This window comes from Zavarzinia aquatilis (genome assembly GCF_003173035.1).
GTDB lineage: Bacteria > Pseudomonadota > Alphaproteobacteria > Zavarziniales > Zavarziniaceae > Zavarzinia > Zavarzinia aquatilis.
In genome coordinates this window covers 61985-79635 of sequence record NZ_QGLE01000010.1, presented here as the reverse complement: position 1 = coordinate 79635, position 17651 = coordinate 61985, and the positions used below count along the sequence as shown (strand labels likewise).

Annotated in this window: 18 protein-coding genes; 7 read left to right on the top strand and 11 right to left on the bottom strand. The window is 67.0% G+C overall.

The features are described from left to right. The first annotated feature begins 90 nt into the window (after positions 1-90). Both DKG74_RS16080 and DKG74_RS16075 read left to right on the top strand, forming a co-directional pair. On the top strand, positions 91-657 hold the full coding sequence (locus DKG74_RS16080; RefSeq protein ID WP_109907198.1) for a sigma-70 family RNA polymerase sigma factor: 567 nt from the start codon (positions 91-93) through the stop codon (positions 655-657). Continuing rightward, complete coding sequence (locus tag DKG74_RS16075) at positions 657-1334, top strand: ChrR family anti-sigma-E factor (RefSeq protein WP_109907197.1); 678 nt, start codon at positions 657-659, stop codon at positions 1332-1334. Before DKG74_RS16080 ends, DKG74_RS16075 begins: the two co-directional genes overlap by 1 nt. A gap of 46 nt (positions 1335-1380) precedes the next feature. Here DKG74_RS16075 and DKG74_RS16070 read toward each other — a convergent pair whose 3' ends face one another. The 3 genes from DKG74_RS16070 to DKG74_RS16060 all read right to left on the bottom strand — a co-directional run bounded on the left by DKG74_RS16070 (position 1381) and on the right by DKG74_RS16060 (position 5358). After that, positions 1381-3693 (bottom strand): calcium-binding protein, encoded by a 2313-nt coding sequence (locus tag DKG74_RS16070; RefSeq protein ID WP_109907196.1) that lies wholly within the window; start codon positions 3691-3693, stop codon positions 1381-1383. A 124-nt stretch (positions 3694-3817) separates the two neighbouring features. Further along, positions 3818-4258: an SRPBCC family protein gene (locus DKG74_RS16065; protein WP_109907195.1), complete on the bottom strand. Its 441-nt coding sequence runs from the start codon at positions 4256-4258 to the stop codon at positions 3818-3820. 113 nt (positions 4259-4371) lie between these two features. Then, complete coding sequence (locus DKG74_RS16060; RefSeq protein ID WP_109907194.1) at positions 4372-5358, bottom strand: 2-hydroxyacid dehydrogenase; 987 nt, start codon at positions 5356-5358, stop codon at positions 4372-4374. Positions 5359-5559: 201 nt separating this feature from the next. Between DKG74_RS16060 and DKG74_RS16055 the strand changes: the two genes are divergently transcribed. From DKG74_RS16055 to DKG74_RS16045, 3 genes are all read left to right on the top strand, one after another. Then, the gene (locus DKG74_RS16055) at positions 5560-6111 is read left to right on the top strand and encodes an SH3 domain-containing protein (protein WP_109907193.1); all 552 of its coding nucleotides are present in this window, start codon (positions 5560-5562) and stop codon (positions 6109-6111) included. Then, positions 6108-7115, top strand: a complete 1008-nt coding sequence (locus DKG74_RS16050; RefSeq protein ID WP_109907192.1) for an asparaginase — start codon at positions 6108-6110, stop codon at positions 7113-7115. Before DKG74_RS16055 ends, DKG74_RS16050 begins: the two co-directional genes overlap by 4 nt. A 62-nt stretch (positions 7116-7177) precedes the next feature. Beyond that, positions 7178-8152 carry an NADPH:quinone oxidoreductase family protein gene (locus DKG74_RS16045; RefSeq protein ID WP_243404153.1) on the top strand — a complete coding sequence of 325 codons (975 nt, stop codon included), beginning with the start codon at positions 7178-7180 and terminating at the stop codon, positions 8150-8152. Positions 8153-8298: 146 nt separating this feature from the next. Here the strand turns inward: DKG74_RS16045 and DKG74_RS16040 are convergent, their stop codons facing one another. The 4 genes from DKG74_RS16040 to DKG74_RS16025 form a co-directional block, all read right to left on the bottom strand. Next, positions 8299-8757 (bottom strand): VOC family protein, encoded by a 459-nt coding sequence (locus DKG74_RS16040; protein WP_109907191.1) that lies wholly within the window; start codon positions 8755-8757, stop codon positions 8299-8301. 49 nt (positions 8758-8806) lie between these two features. After that, the gene (locus tag DKG74_RS16035) at positions 8807-9622 is read right to left on the bottom strand and encodes a class I SAM-dependent methyltransferase (protein WP_109907190.1); all 816 of its coding nucleotides are present in this window, start codon (positions 9620-9622) and stop codon (positions 8807-8809) included. Positions 9623-9771: 149 nt separating this feature from the next. Further along, positions 9772-10986: an argininosuccinate synthase gene (locus DKG74_RS16030; RefSeq protein WP_109907189.1), complete on the bottom strand. Its 1215-nt coding sequence runs from the start codon at positions 10984-10986 to the stop codon at positions 9772-9774. A gap of 63 nt (positions 10987-11049) precedes the next feature. Then, on the bottom strand, positions 11050-11940 hold the full coding sequence (locus DKG74_RS16025) for an acyl-CoA thioesterase domain-containing protein (protein ID WP_165837723.1): 891 nt from the start codon (positions 11938-11940) through the stop codon (positions 11050-11052). Positions 11941-12040: 100 nt separating this feature from the next. Here DKG74_RS16025 and DKG74_RS16020 point away from each other — a divergent pair, with 100 nt between their 5' ends. Then, positions 12041-12565 (top strand): winged helix-turn-helix transcriptional regulator, encoded by a 525-nt coding sequence (locus tag DKG74_RS16020; RefSeq protein WP_243404152.1) that lies wholly within the window; start codon positions 12041-12043, stop codon positions 12563-12565. A gap of 19 nt (positions 12566-12584) precedes the next feature. Here DKG74_RS16020 and DKG74_RS16015 read toward each other — a convergent pair whose 3' ends face one another. The 4 genes from DKG74_RS16015 to DKG74_RS16000 all read right to left on the bottom strand — a co-directional run bounded on the left by DKG74_RS16015 (position 12585) and on the right by DKG74_RS16000 (position 17070). Next, on the bottom strand, positions 12585-14066 hold the full coding sequence (locus DKG74_RS16015) for a M81 family metallopeptidase (protein ID WP_109907186.1): 1482 nt from the start codon (positions 14064-14066) through the stop codon (positions 12585-12587). Positions 14067-14161: 95 nt separating this feature from the next. After that, positions 14162-14911 carry a Bax inhibitor-1/YccA family protein gene (locus DKG74_RS16010; RefSeq protein WP_109907185.1) on the bottom strand — a complete coding sequence of 250 codons (750 nt, stop codon included), beginning with the start codon at positions 14909-14911 and terminating at the stop codon, positions 14162-14164. Between the two features lie 60 nt (positions 14912-14971). Beyond that, complete coding sequence (locus DKG74_RS16005) at positions 14972-16336, bottom strand: ATP-binding protein (protein ID WP_109907184.1); 1365 nt, start codon at positions 16334-16336, stop codon at positions 14972-14974. Further along, positions 16333-17070, bottom strand: coding sequence for a response regulator (locus tag DKG74_RS16000; protein ID WP_109907183.1), 738 nt, complete (start codon positions 17068-17070; stop codon positions 16333-16335). The genes DKG74_RS16005 and DKG74_RS16000 overlap by 4 nt, the downstream gene beginning before the upstream one ends. A 155-nt stretch (positions 17071-17225) precedes the next feature. Here DKG74_RS16000 and DKG74_RS15995 point away from each other — a divergent pair, with 155 nt between their 5' ends. Next, positions 17226-17630, top strand: a complete 405-nt coding sequence (locus tag DKG74_RS15995; RefSeq protein ID WP_109907182.1) for a hypothetical protein — start codon at positions 17226-17228, stop codon at positions 17628-17630. Positions 17631-17651: the final 21 nt, after the last annotated feature.

The window sequence follows — 17651 nt, the reverse complement described above, 5'->3', positions numbered from 1 at the left end:
AGAGCCCACAAGATAGCTGCCCGGGTCCCGCATTTCCACCCCTGGCCTTGCCCATTGTCCCCGCGGCCGCGCGCGTGAGATTTCAGCCCCATGCAAAGCCCGGATAACAACGAACGGGAAGTCCTGGCCGATTGGGTCGAAGCCGTCGCCGAAACGGGCGACCGGGCGGCCTTTGCGCGACTTTTCGCCTATCTGGCGCCCCGGCTCAAGGCTTTCCTGCGCCGCCTCGGCTCGAATGACGCGACCGCCGAGGAACTGGTGCAGGAGGTCATGCTGACGGTCTGGCGCAAGGCCGCGAGCTTCGACCGCCGACAGTCTTCCGTCTCGACCTGGGTCTACACCATCGCCCGCAACCGGCGAATCGACCTGATCCGGCGCGAATCGAAACCCGCCCTCGACCCCGAAGAGCCGCTGCTGCAACCCGCGGCCCCGGTCGCCGCCGACACCGTCGCCGACGAGGCCCGCCGCGATGCTGCCTTGCGCGCGGCGATCTCGACCTTGCCGCCGGAACAACTCGACCTGCTGCAACTCGGATTCTTCGAGGGAAAATCACATGTCGAGATTGCGGAGCTACGCAAACTGCCGCTCGGTACGGTAAAGTCTCGAATGCGTCTCGCTTTCAGTCGATTGCGTCGTGCCATGGAGTCGTACCAGTGATGCCGTCCCATCACCTGCCCGCCGAGCTGCTACTCGATCATGCCGCCGGCACGCTCGATCCCGCGCTGGCCGTGCTGGTCGAGGGTCACATCGCGCTGTGCCGCCAGTGCCGGGCCGAGGCCGGCGGGTTCATGGCGGTCGGTGGCGCGCTGCTCGATACGATCGAGCCGGTCGCCATGAGCGACGGCGCGCTGGATCGGTTGATGGCGCGGATCGACGCCGGCGATGGCGGATGGGAATCTTACCGCCGGCCCGAAGGCACGGTGGTTTCAGGGCCGGCCGATCCCCTGATCGACGTTTTGCCGCCCGCGCTGCGCCCGCTCGGCCGGCGCAGCCTGGCCAGGGCCCCGTGGCGCCGCCTCGTCCCCGGCGTGAAGGTGCTCGATCTCGACGTGCCCACCGGCGGTCGGGGCTCGGCGCAGATTCTGCGGGTCGATGCCGGCAAGGGCGTGCCGCGCCACACTCACCTGGGCAACGAATACACGCTCGTCCTGTCAGGCGCCTTCAACGATCACGCGGGCCGCTTTGCCCGTGGCGACCTGCAGATCACCGACCCGTCGGTGAAGCACAAGCCGATCGCCGAGCCGGGGGAGACCTGCATGGTTCTCGCCGTCACTGACGCCCCCCTGCGCCTGACCGGCGCCCTCGGCTTCATCCAGCGCAGCCTCGGTTACTGAGGCTGCCATGTCGCGTTTACACCGCTCCACGGCTTCGGCGACAGGTTCAGACTAGGGCAAAATCCTCAATCCTGAGCACAGGCTTGCCCGCTATCTTCGCGATCAACTCAAGCGTGTCCGTTTCGCCATCGTGCCAGAACAGGCGTCCGGTCGTGTCATGATAATAGAGACGGTCACCTTGCAGTCCCCTTGAACTGCCACCGACGGTCAATGCAAGGGTGCTTTCCGGCGCGATGCCAAAGCCCGTTCTGTCCAGGACGATTAGGTCGCCAAACGAAAAATCGTCGATCTGATCGGCGCCATCGCCGGGCATGTCGAAAACAAAACGGTCGGCCCCGGCGCCGCCTTTCAGCAGATCGGCTCCTGCCCCCCCTCTAAGCGTGTCGTTACCAGCCCCGCCCGAAAGGATGTCATTTCCATCCAAGCCCGACAGGTCGTCGGCCTTGCTGTTCCCCGTCACAGTATTTGCTGCGGCATTGCCAAACCCGACGTTGTCGCGGCCAACAGTGAAGACAAGATTTTCGATCCCATCGGTCAACGTATAAATTGTTAATTTGGTCTGGACTGTATCCGTTCCGGACACTTCCTCGATCACGTCACCAGCGTTATCAACAATATAAATGTCCGAGCCTCTTCCGCCACGCATCACATCGGTGCTGGTGCCGCCATCCAAGAGGTCATCGCCATTGCCGCCGATAAGTGTGTCCTTTCCTGCGAGGCCAAAGAGATAGTTGTTGCCCGCATTGCCGGTCAATATATTTGATCCGTAATTTCCAGATCCGTTTATATTTTCGGCGCCTATCAGCGCGAGATTATCTACGCCATCGGGCAAGGTGTAATCTGTAGCGGTAGACCTTACTGTATCAGTGCCTTCGTCATCGTCGACCACATCATTGATTTCGTCGACGTAATAAATGTCATTACCCGCGCCGCCATACATTTTGTCGACTCCGGCGCCGCCATTCAAAATATCGTTGCCTGTTTCACCGAAAAGAAGATCGCTGCCCCCGCGACCATAAAGGGCATCGTCACCGGCATCTCCCCAGAATTCATCCGCTTGAGAGGTGCCGAGGCTTTTGTCGCTGCCGCTCCCGAATGAGATCTGAGTGATCCGTTCCACCCGGACCACAGACGTCCCGTCACCAAGAACCAAGGGGGTGTCGGGCGCGGACAGTGCACTGAGGTCGATCGCGTAGCTGAAATCGGAAGCCCAAAGGAGCAGAGTTGCGGTGTCATATCCCGAGCCCCCATCGAGATTGTCGCCCCTTCGTCCGATCAGACTGTCGTCGCCGTCGCCCCCAAAAAGGAAGTCTGTCTCGTCGTCGTCATACCCGGGAGAGGCCGTGCCGCCATCCAGGGTGTCGTTGCCGGCATCGCCGTAGAGGCGGTCACTTCCGTCTTGGCCGTTAAGAACATCGTGCCCACCAGCGCCATGCAATAAGTCGTCGCCCCCGGGGAAATTGTAGGAATCACCGTGTAGTTCGTCATCGCCCTCGCCACCTGTCACGGTGTCCGCGCCGCTACCGAAGGTAATTTCAAACCGCTCGATATCCTTCAGCGTCACGGTGATGTTGCCAAGACCGCCGATTGCAAGAGCCACAGTCCCCGCATCAGCCTGACGGAGGTCGACGTTCAGACCGAGAGTGTTCGCTGTTGCCAGAATCGAATGCGCGACCCAGTGCTCCCACTGAACGATCAGTTCAAGATGAACGAGGTCATACCCGGCGCCGCCATCGACATAGGCGCCATATCCAGCGAAGATTTCGTCGTCCCCGGCCCCACCCTTGAGGTTGTCGCTGCCAACTACTGTATAGGTGTCACTGTCGGCAACTTTGACAACCTCAGCGCCATATCCTTCAATGATGTCGTTTCCGGCGCCGCCATCGACGAAATCCTCGCCCCGGCCGAAGGCAATGACGTCGTAACCAGTGCCTCCTTCCAGCGAATCATTTCCATCCGTGGCGATAGGGAGGTCAGTATAGGTCGGAGTGGCGAATTCCTCCTCGGCCCTATCGCCGTCGACATGGATCAATTGCCCGAGTGCTGTCGCCGTCGCGGTGGTGCTTACCTGACCATCGGAAAATTGCAGATACTCAATGCTCCACAGGCTGTCGGTACTGGATTTGCCGGCAACTGAAAGCGTATCAACAACATAATAAGTGTCCCATGGATCGGCATAGACGATGTAGCGTGATCGTGGACCTTCATAGACAGCCGTGTCGTTGCCACCGCCACCGTCAAGCGCGTCGCTTCCCTCACCACCGATCAGAACGTCGTTGCCGCCTTCGCCGTTGATTTCGTCCGCGGCGTCCGTGCCCGTAAGCGTGTTCGCCTTATTCGTCCCGTTTACAATGGCCATATTCGCACCCAACCCCAATTGCTCAATTTAAGATAGCAATCTGGAGTTGGGGGTCAACGAAGCGGGTGTTAATTTTCTTTAAACATCCACGAATCTAACACTACCGTTGGGCGTGTCGCGCATCTCAGGCCGCCTCCAGCTTGCGCTTCAGCTTGGCGAGGCCGCCGCCGATGATGGCGCGCACCAGCCATTCCGTCGGCAGGCCGGTGAAGGGAATGCGCGGGTCGAACTCGATCCGGTAGTCGATGGCGGTGGCGCCACCCGGGGCATCTGAAAGCCGGATGCGGCCGAGGTGGTTCTTCACCGGGCTGCCGTCGACGACCGTGTATTCGACATATTCGTCGGGCACCGCCGCCGTTACCTTTTCGTCGGTGTAGCTGACGCCGAAGGACACCCGCCGGACCGAGCCTTCGCCATTGACGCCGCCCGCGCCCGTGCCATCGACGATCCGCGTCGTCCGGCCGGGCAGCAGCGAGCCGAATTTCTCGTGATCGCCGACCCAGGAATAGACCAGCGGGCGCGGCGCCCTGATCGTGACGTTGAAGCTGATGTTGCGGCTGGCCATGGCGTCTTCCCTTGCGTATCCCCGCCCTGAGAAGTGCGGTCGGAGACGGCCGGAAGCAACGTCCGTTCGGAGTAGAAACGAAAAGCCCCGCCGGTAAGGGCGGGGCTGGTCGCTTACAGCAGGCCTTCGAGCACGCGGTCCGGCGGGCGGTGGCCGTCGGCGAAGGTCTTGATGTTGATGATCACCTTCTCGCCCATGTCGAGGCGGCCCTCGATGGTGGCGGAGCCCATGTGCGGCAGCAGCACGACATTGTCGAGCGCGACCAGCTTGGGGTTCACCGCCGGTTCGTGCTCGAACACGTCGAGGCCGGCGCCGGCGATCTCGCCGCCGACCAGCATCCGGGTCAGGGCATTCTCGTCGATCACTTCGCCGCGCGCGGTGTTGACCAGGATCGAATGCTTCTGCAGCAGCTTCAGGCGCCGCGCCGACAGCAGGTGATAGGTCGCCGGGGTATGGGGGCAATTGACCGAGAGGATGTCCATGCGGGCCATCATCTGGTCGAGGCTTTCCCAATAGGTCGCCTCGAGTTCGTGCTCGATGTCTTCCGACACCCGGTTGCGGTTGTGGTAGTGGATCGACATGCCGAAGGCGCGGGCGCGGCGGGCGACGGCGGTGCCGATGCGGCCCATGCCGATGATGCCGAGGCGCTTGCCCCAGATGCGGCGGCCCAGCATCCAGGTCGGCGACCAGCCGCCCCATTCGCTGGTGCGGATCACCCGCTCGCCCTCGGCCAGGCGGCGCGAGGTGGCGAGGATGAGGGCGATCGTCATGTCCGCCGTGTCCTCGGTCAGGACGCCCGGGGTGTTGGTCACGGTGATGCCGCGCTGGCGGGCGGCGGCGAGGTCGATATGGTCGACGCCGGTGCCGAAATTGGCGATCAGCCGCAGATTGGGATTGGCATGGGCGAGGATGCGGCCGTCGATCCGGTCGGTCACCGTCGGAACGAGCACGTCGGCGGTTTTCACCGCCTCGATCAGCTCGGCCTGGCTCAGGGGGTGATCGTCGGGATTGAGCTTGGTATTGAACAGCTCCATCATCCGCGTCTCGATCGCTTCGGGCAGTTTTCGCGTGACGATCACGAGCGGCTTCTTGACTGGCATCATCCTCTCCCTGGGTGCTGCGGACCTTGCCTTCCGCGGCAGAACATGGCCCTTCCTAGCAGGTTTGGCGACAGGTTCAAAGCCGGCGTTCGCCGGAAATCCGGGACTGCGGCGACGGGCGCCGCCTTGACCGCGGCGCGCCGCGCAACGACAGTGGCGACAAGACGATTCGACCCCCGGCGTGCCTGCCGATATTTCGAGATGATCCCTTTGTCCTCGCTTGTTCCCGCCTGCCTGTTTTTCGTCCTCGCGCTCGGGGGCGCCCTGCCGGCCCTCGCCCAGGACGGCACCGGCGCGCCCGCGTCCGGCGAGGAGGCACCGGCGGGCGAGCCCGGGGAAGCGGGGCCGCGCCTGCCGCGTTTCGCCTCCCTCGGCTCGAGCGAGATCAACGTCCGCACCGGCCCCGGCTCGCAATATCCGATCGCCTGGAAATATGTCCGCTCGAGCCTGCCGGTCGAGATCGTGGCCGAATTCGAATATTGGCGCAAAATCCGCGACCACGATGGTTCGGTCGGCTGGGTGCACAAGAGCCTGCTCTCGGGCAAGCGTTTCGCCTCGGTCGAAGGCGCGATCCGCGTGCTGCGCGACGACGCGGGCGAGGACGCGCGGCCCCTGCTGCGGCTGGAGCCCGGCGTGATCGTCCGCGTGGAGCGGTGCAAGGCGGACTGGTGCCGGGTCAAGGTGCAGGACAGCCGGGGCTGGCTGAAGCGGGACTGGCTCTGGGGCATCTACGCCGACGAAGTCATCAATTGAGCCCGGCCAACCCCGTCCTTGTCGAAGCGACGCGGGGTGGCCTCGTCGAAAGCCGCCATCGCGGCGCCTATGCCGTGGTCGACGCCGCCGGCCGGCTGGTCGCCGCAAGGGGCGAGATCGGGCGCGTCACTTTCCCGCGCTCCTCGATGAAAATCCTGCAGGCCATTCCGCTCATCGAAAGCGGCGCGGCCGACGCCTTCGCCTGCACCCCGGCGGAACTCGCCCTTGCCTGCGCCAGTCACAGCGGCGAGGCGATGCATGTCGAGGCGGTTGGCGCCTGGCTGGCGCGGATCGGTCGGGGCGAGGCCGACCTTGTCTGCGGACCGCAGATGCCGGCCTACGTCCCGGCGGCCGAGGCGATGATCCGCGAGGGGCGCCACCCCTGCCGCCTGCACAACAATTGCTCGGGCAAGCACGCGGGCTTCCTTACCCTCGCGCGGCACCTCGGCGCCCGGGCTGCCGGCTATAACCGCCGGGAGCACCCGGTGCAGCAGGCGGTCTTCGCCGCCGTCGCCGGCCTGACCGGCGCAGGCGAGGACATGGCCTTCGGCATCGACGGCTGCGCCGCCCCGGCACCCGCCTTGCCCTTGCAGGGCCTTGCCCTCGCCATGGCGCGGATCGCGGCGCCGGACGGTTTGCCCCCGGCCCGGGCGGAGGCGGTGTCGCGCCTGCGCGCCGCCATGGCCGCCCACCCCGAACTGGTCGCCGGCACGGGCCGGGCCTGCACCCGGCTGATGCGGGCCGCCGCGCCCGGCACCGTGGTCAAGGTCGGGGCAGAGGCGGTCTATATCGGTATCCTGCCTGCCCTCGGGCTTGGACTCGCGTTGAAGATCGACGACGGCGGCACAAGGGCGGCGGAACTTCTCGTCGCCGCCCTGCTCGACCGCTTCGGCCAGATCCGGCCGGAGGCGCGGGGCGACATCGCCGACCTGTTGGCGCCCCTGTTGCGCAACTGGGCGGGGGACGAGGTCGGCGCGCTGCGCCTCGCCCCGGATTGGGCTTGACCGGATTTTCCGAACGGGACACCCCAGAACTCGAACAATGAAAGTCTGGGAGGAGAGAGCCCGTGGTGAAGCAACTGCTGTGCAAGGCCTATGGCCCGCCGGAATCCCTCATGCTGGAGGATGGCCCGGCGCCCGCGCTGGGCAAGGGCGAGGTCCGGGTGCGCCTGCACGCCGCCGGGGTCAATTTTCCCGACGTGCTGATCATCCAGGGCAAGTATCAGTTCAAGCCGGAGATGCCCTTCGCCCCGGGCGGCGAGGCCGCCGGTGTCGTGACCGAGGTGGGCGAGCGGGTTTCGGGCTTTGCCGTGGGCGATAGGGTCATCGTCATGACCGGCTGGGGGGCCTTCGCCGAGGAAATCGCGGTCACCCCCGACCGGCTCGCGCCCCTGCCGCCGTCCATGTCCTTCGAGGAGGGCGCGGCCTTCCTGATGACCTATGCCACCTCGCACCACGCGCTGAAGCAGCGCGCCCGTCTGCAGAAGGGCGAGACCCTGCTGGTGCTGGGCGCCGCGGGTGGCGTCGGCCTCGCCGCGGTCGAACTGGGCAAGGCCATGGGCGCCCGCGTGATCGCCGGGGTCTCGACCGACGAGAAGGCGGAACTGGCGAAGCGCCACGGCGCCGACGAAGCCATCGTCTACAGCCGCGAGGGCCTGCGCGAGCGCCTGAAGGCATTGGCGCCCGATGGCGTCGACGTCGTCTACGATCCTGTTGGCGGCGATTATTCCGAACAGGCGCTGCGCTCCATGGCCTGGAAGGGCCGCCTCCTCGTCGTCGGCTTCGCGTCCGGCCCGATCCCGTCGATCCCGCTCAACCTCGCCCTGCTCAAGGGCTGCGAGATCGTCGGCGTGTTCTGGGGCGCCTTCACCGTGCGCGAGCCGGATCTGCACCGCGAGAATGTCGCCGAACTGATCCGCCTTTACGAGGAAGGCAAGATCAAGCCGCTGGTCAGCAAGACCTATCCCCTGGCCGAGGGCGGCCAGGCGATCCGCGACATGATGGAGCGCCGCGTCACCGGCAAGGTGGTCGTGACCATGTAACGCCCGGGGCCGCCTTCGTCGCAAGAAGGGCGGCTTCTCCCCTTTCGTCATGCCGGCGAAGGCCGGCATCTCGGGCCGGCAAGGGCGCCTTTCTCGTCCGAAGGCCCCGGCCTGCGCCGGGGCGACGAGGGCTGGGGCAGGCGGCCCTAGCCGCCCATGGCGGCCTTGGCGCGGCGGTCCAGCTCGTCCGGGGCGACATCCTCGACATGGGTCGAGACATGCCAGCAATGGCCGAAGGGGTCGATCAGGCTGGCCATGCGGTCGCCATAGAACTTGTCCTCGATCGCGCCGCGCAAACGCGCGCCCAGCGCCACCGCCCTGGCCGCCACCGCGTCGACATCGGCGCAGTAGAAGACAAAGCTGACCGGCACCGGCTTGCCCTTCTCCGGCGGCAGGGCGCCCATTTCGGGGAAGGGGTCGGCCAGCATGATCACGCCCCGGCCAAGGCGCAGTTCGGCATGGCCGATACGGTCGCCCGGGGCGGCGATGCGGAACAGCTCGGTCGCGCCGAAGGCTGCGACATAGAAGTCGATCGCCGCCGCCGCGCCGTCGACGATCAGATAGGGGGTGGTGGCCTCATAGCCATCCGGTATCGCCTTCACCATCTTCGCCTCCCGTTTGTTCCTGTTATGTTCTTTCCGGGCGGGCGAAGAGTCAAGCGGTGTGGCGGGCCTTCAGGCTGAACAGCAGGGGCGTGTCCGGCCCTGCTTCCGCCGGCCGGTGCCAATAGGCGCGGCTCTTGTCGGGCACCATGCCGGGCAGGGCCGCCCAGGCGGCGAAGGGATATTCGCGGAACTCGAACACGGTCAGTCCGGCCGCCTCCAGCGCCGCCATGATGTCGGCGATGGTCCAGGTCCAGCCAAGGCCGGCTTCGCGCGGCACATAGTCGGGCACGGCGTAATCGGGCACGCCGTCGAGGGCGACCGGCTCGTCCTTGTGGAAATAGTCGAAACGCTGGTACAGCCGGCCCGTCTCGTCCACGTCGAGGGCGAGGCCGAGCGGATGCGCCTCCATCATGTAGAACAGCCCGTCGGGGGCGAGGTGGCGGGCGATGACCCGGCCCCAGGCGCCAATATCCGACAGCCAGTTGATGGCGCCATGCGAGGTGAAGATACGGTCGAAACGGCTGCCGAGGTCGAGTGCCGCCACGTCGGCTTCGACGAAATCGGCCCAGGCCGACAGTTTCAGCTTCTCGGCGAGGCTTTCCGCCTCGCGGATCGCGGCGGGCGAGATATCGACCCCGGTCACCCGCGAGGCGCCGAGGCGCAGCAGGCTGAGGGTATCGAGCCCGAAATGGCACTGCAGGTGCAGCAGGGATTTACGCAGCAGGGGCGACAGCGCCTCCCGCTCGAGGGGGCCGACGGTGCAGCGCCCGGCGAGGAAGCCCTCGACGTCATAGAAGGCCGAGTCGCGGTGCAGGGCCGTGACTTCGTCCCAATGGCGGCGGTTGGCGTCGTGACGGTCGCTCATGGCCCCTCGCGGATGGGTGCGGTTTCCGGCAAGGTGGATGCCGGTTTGCCGCTGGAAACCGCACGATTAAAAGACTTTTGAGCGGCTTGCCGATTCGATGAACAGGCAATCCGCTCAAAGGGGGGCGGCGAGACGCCCCCAACCGGTCTTCAGCTGTTCATGCCGCGGCGGCGCAGCAGCTTCAGGCGCAGCGCGTTCAGCTTGATGAAGCCTTCGGCATCGTGCTGGTCGTAGACCGCGTCTTCCTCGAAGGTGACATGGCTGAGGCTGTAGAGCGTGTTCGGGCTCTTGCGGCCGACGACGCGGACCGAACCCTTGTAGAGCTTCAGCCGCACCGTGCCCGAGACATGCTCCTGGCTCTTGTCGATCAGGGCCTGCAGCATCTCGCGCTCCGGGCTGAACCAGAAGCCGTTGTAGATCAGCTCCGCGTAACGCGGCATCAGATCGTCCTTCAGGTGCATGGCGCCGCGGTCAAGGGTGATCGACTCGATGCCGCGATGGGCGGCCAGCAGCACGGTGCCGCCCGGGGTCTCGTAGACGCCGCGCGACTTCATGCCGACGAAACGGTTCTCGACGAGGTCGAGGCGGCCGATGCCATTGGCGCCGCCGAGGTCGTTCAGCCGGGTGAGCAGGGCGGCCGGCGACAGTTTCTCGCCGTCGATGGCGACGGCGTCGCCCTTCTCGAACTCAATCTCGACATAGGTCGGCTTGTCGGGCGCGGCTTCAGGGGAAACCGTGCGGGAATAGACGAATTCCTCGGGCTCCTGCCAGGGATCTTCCAGCGCCTTGCCCTCGGACGAGGTGTGCAGCAGGTTGGCGTCGACCGAGAAGGGCGCCTCGCCGCGCTTGTCCTTGGCGATCGGAATCTGGTGCTTCTCGGCGAAGTCGATCAGCCTGGTGCGCGAGGTCAGGTCCCATTCGCGCCAGGGCGCGATGACATGGATGCCGGGCTCCAGCGCGTAGTAGGACAGCTCGAAGCGGACCTGGTCGTTGCCCTTGCCGGTCGCGCCATGGGCGACGGCGTCGGCGCCGACCTGACGCGCGATCTCGATCTGGCGCTTGGCGATCAGCGGCCGCGCGATCGAGGTGCCGAGCAGATAGACACCTTCATAAAGGGCATTGGCGCGGAACATCGGGAAGACGTAGTCGCGGACGAAAGTCTCGCGCAGGTCTTCGATGAAGATTTCCTTCACGCCGAACATCTCGGCCTTCTTGCGCGCCGGCTCCAGTTCCTCGCCCTGGCCGAGGTCGGCGGTGAAGGTCACCACCTCGCAGCCATAGGCTTCCTGCAGCCACTTGAGGATAACCGAGGTGTCGAGCCCGCCGGAATAAGCGAGCACGACCTTCTTCACGTCGCGCGCCATAACATCCATCCTTGGATCCGCCCGTCGTCGGGCGCGCGCAGTATAGGCATTTGTGGCGGCGTCTCAAGCCGTGGGGGCGGTTTTCTCCGGGAAAGGCAGCAGGATGACCGGCATCGTCGCCGCGCCGATCTCGCCGTGACTGTCCGACAGGATCGCCTCGGCCATGCCGAAGCCGGTGCGGCCCCAGCGGCTGCGGGGGGTCAGGCCGATCCAGTCGCCGATGGGCCGGCGCCACAGGTTGACGCTTAGGGCCGAATTGGGGAAGGCGGCGGCGCGCGGCCGGGACCAGCCGTCGGGCCGGCTGATGCCGGCGGACCAGTCGGCGGCGGCGATCACCCGGGGCAGGGCATGGGCCTCGGGGCCAAGCTCGGTCAGCCCCCGGATCCAGACCGTGCCGCCCGGCGCCTCGCGCCATTCGAGCGCGTCCTTGAACCAGGTGCGGCCCGGGCGATGCGGCGGCTCGATCACCGGGAAGGACAGGGGATCGTGCTGCGGGGCATTGGGCAATTCGGCGAGGCCCGGAATGTCGATGTCCCGCGCGAAGGTGAAACGCCCCTCGGCCCGCAGGGCGCCCTCGACCTCGATGAAGGCATCGACCAGGTTCAGGCGCCGGCCGGGCTGGGCCACTTCGGCGAAGACGATCAGCCGGTGATCGGATTTCAGCGGGCGCAGGAACTGGATATGGGCGGCGATCGGCGTGCCCATGTCCTCCCGCGCCGCCAGGGCCTCGGCCGCATTGGCCAGCAAGCCGCCGATGGCGCCGCCATGCAGGGCATCGAACGGCCCATGGGACAGGGGCAGGGGCAGGTAATCTTCGCCGTCGCGGGCGAACAGGCCTTCGGCGGGCGGCAGTGCCGTTTCAGGCGGCGCCGCTTCCGCCGCTTCCCCGGCGTGGGGCGGAAACAGGCGCTCGACCTTCACGTCGGCAAAGCCGCCCCGGTTGGTATGGTTCATGACAAGTCCCCATCGAACATCATGGCGACGATTGAAGGTCATGTAGTTGCATCATGCAACTGCGCCCGCCGCAGGCCTGCGATGACCGTGGCGCAGTTGCATGACGAAACCATGCGCCCTATCCTCCCCGGTCATGACCCGCCATTCCTTCGCCGAGAAGAACTGTTCCCTTGCCCGCGCCCTCGACGTGGTCGGCGAATGGTGGAGCCTGCTCGTGGTGCGCGAAGCCTTCTTCGGCTGCCGGCGCTTTCAGGATTTCGCCGACCGCCTCGGCATTGCCCGCAACATCCTGTCGGCCCGCCTGAAGAAACTGGTCGCGGCCGGGGTGCTGGCGCGGGAAGAGCCCGATGCCGCCACCGTCGAATACCGCCTGACGCCGAAGGGCGAAGCCCTGATGCCGGTGCTGGTCGCCCTGCTGCAATGGGGCGATGCCCATGCCAACCCGGACCCGGCGCCCGTCGTGCTGACCGACCGGCGGGATGGCCGGCCCATCGCCCCCCTGGAGGTGCGCGCCGCCGACGGCCGCATCCTCGGCCCCCGCGACGTCAGGGCCGTTGCCGGTCCCGGCGCCGATGCCGAAGTGGTGGCCCGACTGCTGCCGGGCCGGCGTTCCGCCGTCAGTTGATGCAGGCGGCGTGCCGCCGTCAGTTGATCCGATCGAAGGGATAGATCGGCCGGGCCAGCCGGCCGTAGGACAGCTTGCTGTTGTCCGACGTCGTCACCCCTTCGCCGTCGAGGGTCAGGGTCGCCTTCGCCAGCGGCGCGAAACCCGCCCGGTAATGGATGCGGGATTTCAGCAGCAGATAACGCTTGGCCGCCGGGTCGATGCCGACGCTGGTGAAGACGCCGCGGTCCCAGGGTTCGTGATGGCGCGAGGTGATGACGATTTCCACCCGGCCATCGTCGATGGCGAGGACCGCTGTCGGTCCCATCTCGACGGTGACGCCCGTGTACATCGGCCCCCGCACGATGAAACGCCCGTCGGTCAGCACCTTCACCCGGCCGGTCACGCTCAGCGGCCGGCCTTCGAGGCCAAGGGCCGGCATGGCGATCCGCCCGCCAAGATCGAGGGTGATGGTGCTGCCGACCCCGGCCGCCGCCATGGCGGTCACCGCCTGCGGGTCGAAGACAGCGCCCACGGCGACATCGCGCAGGCCCTTGTCGATCACGGCGGCGATCACGCCCATGACGTCCTGCGTCCCGCCCGAGCCGCAATTGTCGGCGTGATCGAGCAGGATCACCGGCCCGCCCGCCTCGCCCAGCAGGGCTGCCCGGTCGAGGGCGGTCTCGATCGGCTCGTGGTCGTAGAGGAAATCGTCGCGCCTTGCCCGCGTGAAATCGACCAGATGGTCGACCGCGTCTTGCGCCGCCTTGCCGTCGCCATCGGCGACGACGACCGCCGCCATGCCAGCATGGGCGACATCGGCCATGGGAAAGCCGCCGAAGACGGTGGCCGCCAGCAGGCCCGCGTCCTCGAGCCGGCGCGCCTCGCCGACCACATCCTTCATCGGCGCATCGTCGGTGCCCATGCGCAGGGTCTGGGCCAGCACGGGGATGGGCGAAAAGGCCATGACCGGGCGGCATTTGCCGTCGATGGCGTCGAAGAGCACGCGGGCGATCCGCTCGCCCACCTCGGCCATGTCGACATGGGGATAGGTCTTGTAACCGATCAGGGCATCGCAATTCTCGACCATGGCCTGCGTCAGGTTGCAATGCAGGTCGCAGGTGACGGCGATGGGGACATGGGGCGCGACGGCGCGCAGGCGGCGCAGCAATTCGCCCTCGCCGTCGGCGACATGCTCGGCGACCATGGCGCCATGCAGGTCGAGCAGCATGGCGTCGACCCCTTGCCGGGCGGTCTCGACAATGGCGCCGGCCAGCGTCTCGTAAGCCTCGCGGGTGACGATGCCGCCGGGCATGGCCTCGGCCGCGACCGGGGTGATCACCTCGGCGCCGCGCGCCCGGCACAGGCGGATATAGGCGCCCATGGGCATGGCGGTATCGGCATAGGCGCGCTCGGCCGCCGGGCCGTAGTGGAGGCCCCAGGCCTCGAAACGGGCAAGATCGGTGACGAGGGGCGAGAAGGTGTTCGTCTCATGTTTCATCATGGCAACGAGCACTCTCATCACTGCGGTCCCCTTGTTTCGCCTTTCCCTCAGCCTAAACGAAAACGCCCGGCGGGGGGAGCCGCCGGGCGTTCGTCGTTATCCTGTGTATTCGATCAGCGGCGGTCGCCGAACAGGCGGACCAGCATGATGAACAGGTTGATGAAGTCGAGGTAGAGCTGCAGGGCGCCGAACACGGCCTTCTTGGTCGCGGTCTCGCCATCGTCGCCCTCGGCGTACATTTCCTTGATCTTCTGGGTGTCATAGGCGGTCAGGCCCGAGAAGACGAGGACGCCGATCACCGAGATCATCCACTGCATTGCCGAGGAGGCGAGGAAGATGTTGACCACCGAGGCGACCAGAATGCCGATCAGGCCCATGAACAGGAACGAGCCGAAGGCATCGAGGCTGCGCTTCGTCGTATAGCCCCACAGGCTCATGCCGCCGAAGGTCGCGGCCGAGATGAAGAAGACCCGCGCCACGCTCTCGCCCGTGAAGTTCAGCAGGATCGAGGCCAGCGACAGGCCGGTCAGGCCGGCATAGACCCAGAACGCGAGCTGCGCGCTCGACGCCCGCATCTGCTGGATGCGGAACGACAGGAAGAAGACGAGGGCGATCGGCGCGATCATGGCGATGAGGCCGATGCCGGTCGGGCCCCAGGCGTTGGCCTGCGGGTTGAAGGCGAAGAAAATGTCGCGCAGGCCGGTGTTGGCCACGGCCCAGGCGCTGACGCCCGAAAGGCCGGTCGCCATCGCCATGAACTGATAGACCCGCTGCATATAGGCGCGAAGGCCGGCGTCGAAGCTGACCGCCGATGCCCGCCCGCCCGCGACCGAGCCGGTGGGATAACGATTATAGTCAGCCATGGGAATTCCTCTGTTCACGATTGAACGATGGCCCAAATATCGTGCGCCGCGCGTCCCGGTTCAAGGAGATATGGCGGGCAGGCGCAGCAGGATGCGTGCCCCGCCCCCCGGCCGGTCGCCCAGCTCCAGCGCCCCGCCGAGACCGGCGGCGATTTCCCGGGCGATGGCAAGGCCAAGGCCAGCCCCTGCCCCCGCGGCGCCCGTCCCCTTGGTGCGGGCGGTATCGGCCTGCTGGAAGGGCTGCGCCAATTGCGCGCGCGCCTCGACCGGCAGGCCCGGCCCCCGGTCCTCGACCGCGAGGATGAAGAATTTGCCGTCCCGGGTCAGGGAGACTTCGGCGCCACCGGCATATTTCAGGGCATTGTCGACCAGATTGGCGAGGGCGCGGGCCAGCGCCGTCTCGCTGCCGGCGACCGGGGCGGCATCCGGCCCGATGCTGCCCGTAACCGCGAGACCGAGGGCGCGGCGCTCCTCGATCTCGCGGCGGGATATCAGGGCGAGGTCGCTGCGGGCATCGCGGTCGGCGCCGAAACTGACCCTGGCGAAGGTCAGGCTGTCCTCGACCATGCGGCCCATGTGGTCGAGATTGCGGATCCATTGTTCCCGCTCCGCCGCGTCCGGCAGGAATTCGGCGCGCAGGCGCAGCCGGGTGAGATAGGTGCGGAGATCATGGGCGAGGGCGCCCAGGATGAAGGCGCGGTTGCGCATCAGCTCGGCGAGGCGCCCCTGCATGTCGTTGAAGGCGCGGATCAGCACCCGCACCTCGGCCGCGCCGGCTTCCTTGACCGGCCGGGGTTCGGCATCGCGCCCGAAATCCTGCACCGAGCGGGCAAGGTGGCGCAGCGGCTTCGATTCCCGGGTGAACAGGACGACGACCAGCAGCGCGACCATGAAGCCGATCACCCCGGCGAAGAAGCCGGGCTGCAGGCCGAACAGCCGGGGCATCAGGTCGCCGTCGGCGAGGACATGGAGATAGCGCCCGTCGGCCAGCCCGACCGTCGCCGCCACCTTGCCGGCGAACAGCCGGCTGAGCACGGGCAGGCGCCGGCTCTGCTCGATGTCGGTTTCCATGCGGATGACGACCAGCCGGGGCGGGGTCAGCGCCGGCAGCTCCGCCCGCACGCGGCCCTCCATCGGGCGAAGCGGGCGCCCGTCGGGCAGGTCGGCGCCGCGCTCGGCATTGATGCTGACCAGAAGGTCCTGGCTGTTGAAGGCGCGCAGCATGACCTCGCGCTCCAGCGGGTCGGCCTCGTCGACGAGGCTGGCCATGGCCGCCACCTGATCGGCGATGGGCGAGCGCAGGCGGGCATCGAAGGCCTGTTCCCGCCGCCAGAAATAGAGCGCGGTGGTGATCATCTGCACCAGGATCAGCGCCGCCAGCAGGATCAGCACCAGCCGCCAGACGATGCCGAGCCGGGCCATCATGGCCGGGCCTCCCCTGACCGAACCTCGGTCACATCGCCCGAGAAGATGTAACCGCCGTTGCGTACCGTGTTGATCAGGGCGGGCACGGCGGCGTCCGCGGCCTCCAGCTTGCGGCGCAGGCGCGAGATGCCGACGTCGATGGTGCGGTCGAAGGGATCGGCGCTGCGCCCCCGCGTCCAGTCCAGCAGCTGGTCACGGCTCAGCACCCGGCGCGGGTGTTCGACGAAACAGGCCAGCAGGTCGAATTCGGCCGAGGTCAGGGCGACGCGCCGGCCCCCCGCGTCCTCGACCAGCCGGCCATCCAGGTCGACAGTCAGGCTGCCGACGCGGAGGCGCCGCCGGGTGGGGGTGGCGGCCGGTGCCGGCCGTCCGCCCCGGCGCAGCACGGCCCTGAGGCGCGCCAGCAATTCGCGCGGGTTGAACGGCTTCGGCAGATAGTCGTCGGCGCCGAGTTCAAGGCCGACGATCCGGTCGATATCGTCGCCCTTGGCGGTCAGCATGATGATCGGAATATCGCCCCTTGGCGCGATGCGCCGGCAGATCGACAGGCCGTCCTCCCCCGGCAGCATGATGTCGAGCACCATGGCGTCGGGCGACAGGCGGGCCAGCACGACATCCATCGCCCGGGAATCCCCCGCCGTCTCGACGGCGAAACCCTCGCGCCGCAGGAAAGCGGACAGAAGGTCGCGGATTTCGGCGTCGTCCTCGACGAGAAGGATCGTCTTGTCGGTCATGGCCGGGATTGTCATCGAAGCCGGCACCTGCGCCAAGGCCCGTTACAAATCGTTACAAATCGGCGCCCGCCGGCAATATCCGGGCAAAGTCGGCCCCGCATGATCCATCCCATCGGCGGCGGGATGGACCTGCCGCAACCTTGAGGAACACCACCATGACCATGCGCAGCCTCGCCCTCGCCGCCCTGACCGCCAGCCTCGCCCTTGCCGCCGTCTCGGCCGATGCCCTCGCCCGCCAGCGTTCCGTCTCCGGCACCGGCGCCGGTGGCCATTCCTATTCGCGCCAGCTCGACAGCGGCTGCGCCAACGGCACCTGCAGCCGCAGCCGCGAAGGCGTCGGCCGGGCCGGCAACAGCTGGGGCCGCTCGGGCAGCGTCAGCAACAATGGCGACGGCACCTATTCGGTGAACCGCAGCGGCGAAGGCCGGCGCGGCGGCAGCTATACGGGCAGCGGTACCACCGACGGTCAGGGCACCTACAGCTATTCGGGCACGGCGACCGGCCCCAACGGCCAGACCGTGACCGTGGACAAGAGCCGCAGCGTCACCCCCGCCAACTGATCGTCCTGACCGGAGAAGCGC